9 protein-coding genes are annotated in these 12,167 nt (G+C 56.1%); 4 read left to right on the plus strand and 5 right to left on the minus strand.

Features of this window, described 5'->3' with window-relative positions:
- Window positions 1–38 precede the first annotated feature (38 nt).
- The 4 genes from GSQ62_RS16170 (at window position 39) to GSQ62_RS16185 (ending at window position 5,075) form a co-directional block, all read left to right on the plus strand.
- Window positions 39–1,121: a glycoside hydrolase family 43 protein gene (locus GSQ62_RS16170; protein ID WP_161890468.1), complete on the plus strand. Its 1,083-nt coding sequence runs from the start codon at window positions 39–41 to the stop codon at window positions 1,119–1,121.
- Window positions 1,122–1,161: 40 nt separating this feature from the next.
- On the plus strand, window positions 1,162–2,775 hold the full coding sequence (locus GSQ62_RS16175; RefSeq protein WP_237586697.1) for a family 43 glycosylhydrolase: 1,614 nt from the start codon (window positions 1,162–1,164) through the stop codon (window positions 2,773–2,775).
- An 82-nt stretch (window positions 2,776–2,857) separates the two neighbouring features.
- Window positions 2,858–4,075 carry an aldose epimerase family protein gene (locus tag GSQ62_RS16180; RefSeq protein WP_161890469.1) on the plus strand — a complete coding sequence of 406 codons (1,218 nt, stop codon included), beginning with the start codon at window positions 2,858–2,860 and terminating at the stop codon, window positions 4,073–4,075.
- Window positions 4,076–4,400: 325 nt separating this feature from the next.
- On the plus strand, window positions 4,401–5,075 hold the full coding sequence (locus GSQ62_RS16185) for an HAD family hydrolase (RefSeq protein WP_161890470.1): 675 nt from the start codon (window positions 4,401–4,403) through the stop codon (window positions 5,073–5,075).
- Between the two features lie 82 nt (window positions 5,076–5,157).
- Here GSQ62_RS16185 and araA read toward each other — a convergent pair whose 3' ends face one another.
- The 5 genes from araA to GSQ62_RS16210 all read right to left on the minus strand — a co-directional run bounded on the left by araA (window position 5,158) and on the right by GSQ62_RS16210 (window position 12,103).
- Window positions 5,158–6,663: an L-arabinose isomerase gene (gene araA / locus GSQ62_RS16190; RefSeq protein WP_161890471.1), complete on the minus strand. Its 1,506-nt coding sequence runs from the start codon at window positions 6,661–6,663 to the stop codon at window positions 5,158–5,160.
- An 83-nt stretch (window positions 6,664–6,746) separates the two neighbouring features.
- Window positions 6,747–8,621, minus strand: coding sequence for a sodium:solute symporter family transporter (locus tag GSQ62_RS16195; protein WP_161890472.1), 1,875 nt, complete (start codon window positions 8,619–8,621; stop codon window positions 6,747–6,749).
- A 123-nt stretch (window positions 8,622–8,744) separates the two neighbouring features.
- The gene (locus GSQ62_RS16200) at window positions 8,745–9,446 is read right to left on the minus strand and encodes an L-ribulose-5-phosphate 4-epimerase (RefSeq protein ID WP_161890473.1); all 702 of its coding nucleotides are present in this window, start codon (window positions 9,444–9,446) and stop codon (window positions 8,745–8,747) included.
- 135 nt (window positions 9,447–9,581) lie between these two features.
- Window positions 9,582–11,300, minus strand: a complete 1,719-nt coding sequence (locus GSQ62_RS16205) for a ribulokinase (RefSeq protein ID WP_161890474.1) — start codon at window positions 11,298–11,300, stop codon at window positions 9,582–9,584.
- 92 nt (window positions 11,301–11,392) lie between these two features.
- Window positions 11,393–12,103 (minus strand): NUDIX hydrolase, encoded by a 711-nt coding sequence (locus tag GSQ62_RS16210; RefSeq protein WP_161890475.1) that lies wholly within the window; start codon window positions 12,101–12,103, stop codon window positions 11,393–11,395.
- Between the last annotated feature and the right edge of the window lie 64 nt (window positions 12,104–12,167).

Below are 12,167 nucleotides of genomic sequence, written 5' to 3' on the forward strand. Positions count from 1 at the left end.
GGAGATTGTGCCTTAACTGCTTACAGCATATCAAACCTATGAAAAAGCTATACGCCCGCTACAGCTTCCTGCTCCTTCTCGGCTTCGGTGCTGCTGCCTGCCAGCCCAGACAGCAGACAGCTACTGCTCCGGAGGCTGCGGCCAGCACTGTAGAAACCGCTGTTGCCGGTACCTATACAAACCCTATATATGCCGCTGACTTTGCCGATCCGACTGTTGTCAGGGCGGCGGATGGCTTCTATTATGTCTATGGCACCAACACCGAGGTGAACGGCGAAACGGTGAACATCCAGGTAGCCAGGTCGGAGGATTTGGTGGAGTGGGAGCATGTGGGAGACGCACTTCCCGTCAAGCCAAGCTGGGCTGACAGGGATTTCTGGGCGCCGCACGTATTCTATGATTCCACTAAGCAGTCCTATTATTTATATTACTCCGGCGAATCAGCCAGTGAGACTGTGGGTAAGTGCTTGGGAGTGGCCACGTCCAAAAGTCCGGCAGGCCCGTTTACGGATAAGGGTGAACCTTTGCTCTGCGGGGAAAGCTTTGAGAGCATCGATCCCATGGCCTTCGACGATCCGGCCACGGGCAAAAAGCTTTTATACTGGGGTTCAGCCCATTTACCCATTAAGGTGCAGGAACTGACAGACGACAGGCTGAGCTTTAAACCGGGTACCAAGCCGACAGAAGTTGTACAGGCCATTCATAACAACGACCCGGCTAATTACCAAAACCTGGTGGAAGGTGCCTGGGTCACCTTCAGGGACGGTGACTACTACCTCTTTTACTCCGGCGACAACTGCTGCGGCGACAAAGCCCATTATGCCGTGATGGTGGCCCGCTCCCGGAATGCCACTGGCCCCTTCGAAACGCTGGCGGAGGCGACCGGAAAGGAGAACAGCGTGATACTGGAACTGAACGACGAGTGGATAGCCCCCGGACACAATTCCATCGTGACAGATGATGCCGGCCAGGACTGGATCGTATACCACGCCATCGACGCGGACAAACGGAACGGCGGGCGGGTGATGCTGATGGACAAGATTGTTTACAGGGACGGCTGGCCATATATAGAAACCGGCACGCCGTCCGTAACAGCACAGCAGGCACCTGTGATAGAGTAACCTGATTTTATATATGCAGATGATACAAAACTCCATACGAATGAAAAAACAATCCCTGCTCTTGTGCCTGGTCGGGCTGCTGGCTTTCTCCTGCAGCAGCAGCGACACCACCAGCCAACCGGATGCTGTAGCCACTGCAGACACCACTGCTACGCAAACCATCACCTACACCAACCCCGTGCTGCCCGGCGATTACGCCGATCCGTCCGTGGTGCGCGTGGGGGATGATTACTGGGCAACGGCCACTTCCTCGGAATGGGCGCCCCTGTACCCAATCCTGCACTCCAAAAACTTGGTGGACTGGGAAATCGTGGGGCACGTATTCCCCGACAAGCTGCCGGACTGGGCGGACGCGCATTTCTGGGCGCCGGAGATTGCCTATGAGAACGGGAAATACTATATCTACTACACCGCCAATAAGAAAGGCGGCAACCTCTGCGTAGGCGTGGCCAGCTCCACGAGCCCCACAGGTCCCTACACCGACCACGGGCCGCTGGTTTGCCAGGAGGCGGGCTCGATCGACGGTTTCGAGGTGCGGGACAAGGACGGAACACTGTATTTAGTCTGGAAAGAGGACGGCAATAGCCGCAACCTGCCTACGCCTCTATGGGCCCAGCGCATGAACGAGGAGCGCACCGAACTGCTTGGCGAGAAGTTTGAGATGTTCCGCAACGAGCCCGGCACCTGGGAGGGAGGCCTGGTGGAAGGTCCCGCCATTGTGCGCCACGGCGATTATTTCTATACCTTTTATGCCGGAGACAAGTGCTGCGGGCGCGAGTGTACATACGGCGTGGGCGTGGCGCGGGCTGAAAGCATCAAAGGGCCGTGGGAGAAATACGGGCAGAACCCCATCATGAAGCAGAACGAGGCGTGGAAATGCCCTGGCCACGGCACGGTGGTGTCTGACGGAAACGGCAACGATTATTTCCTGTATCACGCCTACAACACCGACAGTTTTGTATATGCCGGACGGCAAGGTTTGCTGGACCAGATCCAGTGGGGCGAAGACGGCTGGCCGCATTTCGAGAACAATGCTCCGAGCATTACGGCAACGATACCGGCCCCGGGAGCAGCGACAGCCATAACGGAACAGGACCTGGACATCAGCGAGGAGTTTAATGCCGATGGCCTTTCCGACACCTGGCAATGGCCCGTCACGCAGGACCCGCAGTATACTTTCAACAATGGACTGCTGGTGCTGAATGCCTCTCCCGATAAAATAGGAACGGTGCTGGGCAAACGCACCATCGACGGCGACTACACGGCAACCGCTGCCCTGAAAAGCAGTGATTTGCAGGGCGGTACCATGGCGGGCCTCACGGCCATCGGCGACAGCGACAACGCGGTGGGTATTGCCCTCAGCGATGAGCAGATTGTGCTTTGGGGCATGAAAGGAGGCTCCCTTTCAACCATCGCCCGGGCAGATGCCCCCTCAGAGGAGGAAATGGTGCAACTGCGGCTCACGGCAGAGGAGGGCGACCAGTTGCAGTTTGCCTGGAGCGCCGACGGCACCACCTGGCACCCCCTGAACGAGGGCAAGGCCGTGGATGCCTCGTACCTGCCGCCCTGGGACCGCGCCGTGCGCGTAGGCCTCACCGCCAAAGGCCCCGCTGCCGCCACTGCCGCCTTCGACTGGTTCCGCGTGGATAATTAGGGAACCGGGTATTGGCAGGCTTTACCGGATTAATGCTTACCTTGAAGTGAAAATCATCTATTCCACAACGCCCAGAATCTATATGAAAAAAAGAAACCTTAGTAAAAAGCTTTTACTGTTAACTTTGGCGGGAAGTATCGGGGCCTCCGGCCTGAGCAGCTGCTCGAGCCAGGAAACGAACGAGGCCGAAACCGAAACCACAACGGCATCAAACGAACAAGATAGCATGGAAATCAAATCAGAGCCTTTCGGCAAAACAAAGGAAGGAGAAGAAACGACCCTGTACACGCTGACGAACGAGAACGGCATGCAGGTGCAAATCACCGACTACGGCGCTACCATCACCTCGGTGCTCACCCCGGACAAAGATGGGAAAATGGGCAACGTGGTGCTCGGGTTTGATAGCCTGGCAGGTTATATGAGCCCGGAGTACCTGAAGAGCGGGCCTTATTTCGGTGCCATTGTAGGCCGCTACGGCAACCGCATCGCCAAAGGCAAATTCACGATTGACGGCCAGGAGTATACGCTGGCCAAGAACAACGGCGAAAACCACCTGCACGGCGGCATCAAAGGGTTTGACAAAGTAGTGTGGGAGGCGGAGCCACTGCCGGAGCAGAACGCCCTGAAACTAACTTATGTGAGCCCTGACGGCGAGGAAGGCTACCCAGGCAAGCTCACCACCACCGTTACCTACACCCTCACCGACGACAATGAGATAAAAATTGACTACGAGGCAACGACAGACAAAGCCACGCCTGTCAACCTGACGAACCACAGCTACTTTAACCTGGCGGCTGGCCAGGCCGGGGACGCGCTGGACCATGTGGTGACGCTGAATGCGGACAAATACACGGTAGTGGATGAGTCGCTGATTCCGACGGGCGAGCTGCGCGATGTGAAAGGCACTGTGATGGATTTCACTTCCCCGCATGCCATTGGCGAGCGCGTGAACGAGGTGGAAGGCGGTGGCTACGACCACAACTACGTGCTGAACGGCGAGGATGGCAATCTGAAAAAAGCCGCCACCGTATATGAGCCTACGAGCGGACGCGTGATGGAAGTGTTCACCACCGAGCCCGGCATCCAGTTCTACTCCGGCAACTTCCTGGACGGCACCATTACCGGCAGCGGCGGCAACACCTACAAGAAGCACTACGGCTTTGCCTTGGAGACGCAGCACTTCCCGGACTCTCCGAACCAGAAGGATTTCCCGTCAACCATACTGGAGCCGGGCGAAACCTACGAATCAACTACTGTATATAAATTCTCGGTAAGAGACGACGCACAGGCCGCGCAATAGCAGGCAAGTTGAACATCAGCTATATATAAAAAGCCGCTCAAGCAGACAGCCTGAGCGGCTTTTTATATATAAGGGCAGCGAGTCGGGCCATCTGATAACAAAGCAGAACCGGCACCTGTTAAAAAGCAATAACTCTGGGGTGCAGCAGCCCCGACATATGATAAACGCAATCGCCTGCTGCCGGACTTTTGGCTTATATCGCTGATACAAACTTAAAGGTATAGGGTATATGTAATTGACTTTGTCCCACTTTGAAGAGCGATAAAGTCAGAGATGTAAAAGCATAGTAGAGTTTTGCAGGCATATATAAATCAAGAATAACAACATGAAGCATACGAAAACCGCGTTCCTGTTCGACCTGAACGGAACGGTGATAGATGATATGGAGTACCACGCGGAGGCCTGGCACGAGATACTGACAAACGACCTGGGCGCCGACCTGACCTGGGGCGAGGTGAAGAAGGAAATGTACGGCAAGAACAGCGAGGTGCTGGCCCGCATCTTCGGCGAAAACCATTTCTCAGACAAGGAAGTCCAGCAGTTGTCTTTCAAGAAGGAACAATATTACCAGCAAGCCTATAAGCCGCACCTGAAGCTCATCAACGGGCTGCATGATTTTCTGAAAAAGGCTGCCGCGCACGATGTGAAAATGGCCATTGCCTCGGCTGCCATCACCGACAACATCAATTTTGTGGTGGACAACCTGGATGTGCGGCAGTATTTTGACGCTTTCGTGAGCGCAGACGATGTGACAACGAGCAAGCCGGACCCGGAGACATTCTTGGAAGCGGCCAAAAAGCTACACGCAGATCCGGCGGATTGCATTGTATTTGAGGATGCCCCGAAAGGCGTGGAGGCGGCGCAGAATGCCGGCATGAAGTGCGTGGTCATCACCACGGCCCACCCCAAAGAAGACTTTAAACAATACGAAAACGTGATTGCCTATATAGGCGATTACACAGATCCCTATATAACCAATTTCTTCTCAGTGCAGGAGTAGAGGTATATATGGCTTGAAGTAAAACAGCAGCAGCGGACTTTAGAGCCCGCTGCTGCTGTTTTATATATAATTGCCGCCTATCTCAGAACGTGCAGTTCACCTGGTAATATACCTCGCTCCAGCGCAGCTCGTTCTGCAGTTGGCGCAGACGGGTGTCTTTGTCGATGACCACGGATTCAATGCCAGCCATGTCAGCGAAATCCTGCAACTGCTCGGAAGTCAGGTTTTGGCTGTAGCAGGTGTGGTGTGCGCCTCCGGCCAGTATCCAGGCGGCGCAGCCTGTTTTCATGTCCGGGTACGGCTTCCAGAGCACGCGGGCTACAGGCAGATTTGGCAGGTCGTGCTGCGGCTCCACCGCCTCCACCTCATTCACCAGCAGCCTGAAGCGATTGCCCATGTCAATGATGGAGGCGTTCAGCGCCGGGCCACCGGCCACGTTAAACACCAGGCGCACCGGGTCGGCTTTGCCGCCGATGCCCAGTGGGTGTACCTCGCACGAGGGCCTGCCGCTGGCGATAGACTCGTCAATCTCGAGCATATGGGAGCCCAGCACCAGCGCGTTGTTCGGGTCGAAGTGGTAGGTATAGTCCTCCATGAAAGCGTTTCCGCCCGGAAGGCCGCTGCCCATCACTTTCATGGCGCGCACCAGCGCAGCCGTTTTCCAGTCGCCTTCCCCGGCAAAGCCATAGCCCTGGCCCATCAGGCGCTGCGCCGCAATGCCCGGCAACTGCACCATGCCGTGCAAATCCTCGAAGGTGTCAGAAAAGCCTTTGAAGTTGCCATCCTCCAGGAAAGTGCGCAGCCCGAGTTCTATCCTGGCCGCATCGCGGAGTGCATTATATTGGCCGCCACCCTTGCGCAGCGCTTCCACCACGGCATAGCGTTCCTCATACTCCTGCGTCAGCGTGTCCACTTCTCCGTCGCTGATTTGGTTGATGAACTGGACCAAATCGCCGATGCCGTAGGTGTTGACGGAGAAGCCAAACTTCATTTCGGCCTCTACTTTGTCGCCCTCGGTTACGGCCACGTAGCGCATGTTGTCGCCGAAGCGGGCGAACTTGGCGCCCTGCCAGTCGTGCCAGCCGCAGGCCACGCGCGCCCAGGAGCCGATTTGCTCCAGCACCTCGGCCTCCTGCCAGTGGCCCACCACCACCTTGCGGTTCATGCGCAGCCGCGACACGATGAAACCGAACTCGCGGTCGCCGTGCGCGCTCTGGTTCAGGTTCATGAAATCCATGTCGATGGAGTTCCACGGAATGTCGCGGTTGAACTGGGTGTGCAGGTGCAGGAGCGGCTTCTTCAATATCTTCAATCCGCCAATCCACATTTTGGCGGGGGAGAAGGTGTGCATCCAGGCCACCACGCCCACGCAGTTTTCGGCCACGTTCGCATCCTGGCAGATGCGGAAAATCTCCTCTGTCGTCTTCACCACGGGCTTAAACACCACCCGTACCGGCACCTGCCCGGCCTGGTCGAGGCCCTGCGCGATTTGCTGTGAGTGTTCTGCTACCTGGCGCAGCGTCTCCTCCCCATATAGATGCTGGCTGCCCGTCACAAACCAGATTTCGAATTGCTTTAAGTCTACCATATATAAAGTGTATTTTTAACAATAATTGGTAAAGGCAAAAAGAAGGCGCTGCAGCAATTAAGCTACAGCGCCCTCTCTTAAAATTAATACCACAGGAAGTAGTAAATCAAACCGATGATAAGTATTACGCCCGCTGCACCGATGTTGAACGGTGTGCCGGTGTTAAAGAGCACCGGGTCCGACACAATGGCTTTCGGGTCGGAGAGCGGCATCTTGGCGTTGGTGTACAGGATGATGCCAATCATCGCGAACAGCGCCGCCAGGAAGAAGAGCGACTCAATGCCGTAATAACTGTACTCCGGCGTGTAAACGATAGCGGCAATCAGTGTAATTATAGCCAGCACGAAGAACACATAGGAATAACCCGCAATTTTGCGCTGCCTGCTCTCTGGCGGAAGCGGCGACTTCACTTTAACGCCCTTCTCGGCAAAGCTGATGACGGAGGCGATGAGGCATAGGATGATGAACACATAGCCCATGCGCAGCAGGAAAGGCATATCGGGGCTGATAATCTTGAAGACGATACCGGCCGGGATGGTGGCGATGGCCGTCCAGAGGGCGGCGTTGGCGGTAATCTGTCGCCAGAAGAGCCCCATGCCGAACACGGCTACCACACCCGGGTATATATAGCCCGTGTACTCCTGTATATACTGGAACACCTGGTCGAGCGAGCTGAGCTGTGGCGCCACAATGGCGGCAATGGCCAGGGAAACAATCGCCACTATCCTGCCCACGCGCACCAACTGGCGGCTCGAGGCATTGGGCTTAAAGTAAGGGTTATATATGTCCATCGTGAAGATGGTGGCGGTGCTGTTTACCATCGAGGCGAGTGAAGACACAATGGCGGCGGCCAGGGCGGCAAAAGCAAGTCCACGGATACCGGACGGCACAAAGTTTTTCAACAGCCAGGGGTACGCCTCATCCGACTTGTCGATGGTGCCGATTTCTGCCACGGTTTTTCCTAAGATAGCGGCAAGTTCCTCCGGGGTGTGGGCGTTCAGCAGCACGTAGGCGGCTATGCCCGGGATTACCACGATAAGCGGCATCAGAATTTTCAGGAAAGCGGCGAACAAAAGCCCGCGCTTGGCCTCGTTGATGCTCTTGGCAGCCAGCCCTTTCTGGATGATGTACTGGTTGAAGCCCCAGTAGCCCAGGTTGGTGGCCCACATGGCACCGGCAATCACTGCAATTCCGGGTAAATCAATGAAAGCGTCTTTTTGTCCTCCCGAGCCATCCGGCACATAAATCCTGCCTTCGGGTATCACCATGGTAAAGTGGTCGCGCGCCCGGTCGTAGAGGTTGAAGAGACCGGCCATTACACCGTCCCCGGCACCCACGGCATCCAGAGCAAGGAAGGTGGTTACCAGACCACCGCCTACCATAAACACCACCTGCACCACATCCGTCCAAGCTACGGCTTCCAGGCCGCCATAGATGGAGTAGATGGCGGAGAAAACCAGCAGGCCGATGATGCCATACTGGAGCGGAATGCCCATGATGCTCTCCATGGCAAGCGCCCCCAGGTAACTCACCGAGGTCAGGTTCACGAACACGTACACCAGCAGCCAGAAAACGGCGAACGCCGTGCTCACACCCCGGTTAAAACGCTGGTTCAGAAACTGCGGCATGGTGTAGATGCCCTTGTCGATGAACACGGGCAGGAAGAATTTAGCTACCACAAGCAGCGCGATGGCCGCCATCCACTCATAAGCCGAGATAGCCAGGCCAATGGCAAAGCCCGACCCCGAGGTGCCGATAAAGTGCTCGGCAGAGATGTTGGCCGCAATAAGGGAGGCGCCCACCGCCCACCAGGTCAGGGACTTGTCGGCCAGGAAGTACTCTTCAGATGTTTTCTCCACACCACCCTTGGTTCTGGAGACCCAAAGCCCCATGAACAGGATGGTAACAGCATACAGGATAAAGACTATGTAGTCTAACGTTGAGAATCCGGAGGTCATGTAGAAGTAGCGTTATAGTTTAGTTCTTTAAATTTTTTTAAGATATGAGAAAATATTCATTTCTCGCAATTTTCCTTTTCAAACCTTTTTTCTTCCCTTTTCAACAGCGGAACAGGGTGGCCCTTACTGCTGCCCGTAGTAGGAGTCGGGGCCGTGCTTGCGCTCGTAGTGTTTTTTAATGAGGGAGTCCTGCAGGCGCGGGGCGTCCGGCCTGATTTGCTCGGTTAGAAATGCCATGCGGGCCACCTCTTCCAGCACGGCGCTGTTATATACCGCCTTTGCCGCCGTCTTGCCCCAGGTAAACGGCGCGTGGTTGCCCACCAGCACCATCTCTACCTCCTCATGACGCATGCCTTTCTCCCGGAGGCAGTCCATTATCTGGAAGCCCGTCTGGTATTCGTAGTCCCCCTGTATCATCTCATCGCGCATGGGCGGCGCGCAGGGAATGTCCACGGTGTTGTGGTCGGCGTGCGTGGTGCCATATAGGGGGATATCGCGCTGCGCCTGTGCCCAGGCGGTGGCGTAGGTGGAGTGGGTGTGCACGATGCCCCCGATGTTCTCCCAATGCTTGTACAGCACGGCGTGCGTTTTGGTGTCGGAGGAGGGTCGGAGGCTGCCTTCCACGGTGTTGCCGTCAAAATCCACAATCACCATTTGCTCCGGAGAGAGAGCCTCGTACGGCACACCGCTTGGCTTGATGGCGAACACGCCCAGGCTGCGGTCGGCGGCGCTCACGTTGCCGAAGGTGAACAGCACCAGGCCCAGTTTGGGCAGCTGCATGTTCGCTTCGTAGGCTTCCTGTTTGATATGTTGGTATTGGCTCATATATAAAAGGACACAAGTATCAGGTATCAAGACACAAGACTCTTTGTATTGCGTCTAACTTATTCTAAATGATTTATGATGTGTGATGCTTCTATGGCGCGTGCAGTTCGATGCTGTCAGGGGTTTATATATGTTTTATCGCACCACTTTTTCCTGCACATCTGTTACCTGCGCCGTGGCCGGAGGAATCAGGTTTTCGATGGCCGCGCCGTGTGCTTTGTATTGCTCGTAGCGCTTGGCATATATGGCGGCGCGGGATGCGTCGGGGAAATACTCGGCATCAAAGCCCTGGCCCATGGCCTCCATGGCGTCTTCCACTCTACTATATATACCCGCAGCCGTGGCGGCAAACATGGCGGCCCCAATGGCGCAGGTCTGTTCTGATTTATGGATGCGGATCGGCATGTTCATCACATCGGCCATCATCTGCATGATAAAAGGCGACTTCTTCGCCACGCCTCCCAGTCCTATCAGCCCTTTTACCTGCACGCCCTGCTCGTTAAACCTGTCCACGATTTTCTTAGCGCCGAAACAGGTGGCCTCCACCAAGGCCCGGAACACGCGCGGTGCGTCACTGCCCAGGCCCAGGCCGAGGATGGCGCCCTTCAGCACCTGGTTGGCGTCCGGTGTCCGGCGACCGTTGAACCAGTCGATGGCAAAGGCGTCTTGCTCCGTGAGTGGCAACTGGGCCGCCTGCCGGGTAAGTTCCGGTATGATGCTGTCTGAGATTTCCCGGTAGAGCGCGTCTGCCGTTTCTTTGGATATAAGCTGCGACTGCGACAGCAGCTGCTGCAGCGGCCAGAGCAAAAGCTTTCTGAACCAGGCGTAGGTATCGCCGAAGGCCGACTGGCCCGCTTCGAGGCCCATCATGCCCGGTATCACGGAGCCGGGCACCTGGCCGCAGATGCCGCGCACCAGTTTGTCCTCCACCTCCGCGACAGGAGCAACCAGCATGTCGCAGGTCGAGGTACCCATAACCTTGCTCAGGTGGTAAGGCTCCACCTGACCACCCACGGCACCCATATGGGCATCAAACGCGCCCACGCCAACTATTACTTCTGTACTCAAACCCAGACGGTCGGCCCATTCCTGGCTCAGGTGTCCGGCGGCTTTGTCTGAGGCATAGGCATCTTTGAACAGGCGATCGGTGAAACCCTGCAGCAGCGGGTCGAGGGAGGCGAAGAATTCATCCGGCGGCAGGCCCCCGAACTCAGCGGCCCAAAGCGACTTGTGGCCGGCGGCGCACACGCTGCGCTTCATCTGCCTCACGTCGTTTCCGCCTGTCAGCAGGAACGGAACCCAATCGCAGTGCTCCACCCAGGAGTATATGGCCTCCCGCACCTGCGCGTCCTCGCGCAGCACATGCAGCAGCTTGGCCCAGAACCATTCCGAAGAATAGATGCCGCCCACGTACTGCAGGTAGTTGGTGTCGAATTTGGTGGCGTGCTCGTTTATCTCGGCGGCCTCCCGCACCGAAGTGTGATCTTTCCAGAGCACGAACATGGCGTTGGGGTTTTCCTCGAAACCCGGGAGCAGGGCCAGCGGCGTGCCGGTTCTGTCCACGGCCACGGGTGTGGAGCCGGTGGTGTCCACAGAGATGCCTTTTACGGCGGCAGCCACGCTTGCCCCGTCTTTGCTGACGCACTCCCTGATGGTCTGCTCCAGGCCCTCCATATAGTCCAGCGGGTGCTGCCTGAACTGATTGGTGCCGGCATTGCAGAAGCGCCCCTGCTGCCACCTTGGGTAGTAATAGACCGAAGAGGCGACTTCTTCGCCGTTTTGTGCGTTTACCAGCACGGAGCGGACAGAGTCTGTTCCGTAGTCCACGCCAATCACATACGATGTATCTTTCACAGGCAGGTTGTAATTAATAGGGTGTCAAATTAACACTTATCGTGAACTATAAAAAATTCCGGCCTAGATTTTCTGGCGGATTCCCGGAATATTCATGGCATCAGAAATTTTTCGGGGTTGGGGATGAATTTAAGGAAAGCCTGAAAGTTGTTGAGGTACTTGCCCTGGTCGAGTTTGAAGAAGAAAGCGCCCTTCTTCGAGCTGTCTTTGTCCTTGTCTTTCTGCTTCACAAAAAGGCCGGTGGACAGCAACTTCCGGTTGAAGTTCCGCTTGTCGAAGGTGGTGTCATACAGACCCTCGTACAGCGCCTGCAGTTGCGGCAGCGTGAATTTTTCGGGGAGCAGCTCAAACAGGATGGGGTGCAGCGCCGCTTTGTAGCGGAGCCGGTTCTTGGCCATCTCCACCATCTTTGAGTGGTCGAAGATAAGCTCGGGCATTTCCTTCAGCGGGAACCACTCCGCATGGTACTCCTTGCTCAGCTGTTTCTCATATTTCTGGATATCAAGCAGGGCGAAGTACGCGACAGCAATCGTTCTTTCCACCGGGTCACGGTCCGGGTCGCCGAAGGTGTGGAGCTGCTCCAGGTACACATTCTTCAGGCCCGTGAGGTCCGCCAGAATGCGGCTTGCGGCGTCGTCCACGCTCTCCTTCGGCTGCACAAAGCCGCCCATCAGGCTCCACTTCTTCTTCTCGGGCGCAAAGCCCCTTTGGATGAGCAACAGTTTGTAGCCCTCGCCGTCGAAGCCGAGAATGATACAGTCTACAGCGACGAGGAGCCGGATTTGTCCGGAGTATTTCAACATATAGGGTTTTAAAATTTTAGCAAAAACTGTAAGCCATGGCCAAAACTAAATGATAATCGGGTTT

This window comes from Pontibacter russatus, assembly GCF_009931655.1.
GTDB lineage: Bacteria > Bacteroidota > Bacteroidia > Cytophagales > Hymenobacteraceae > Pontibacter > Pontibacter russatus.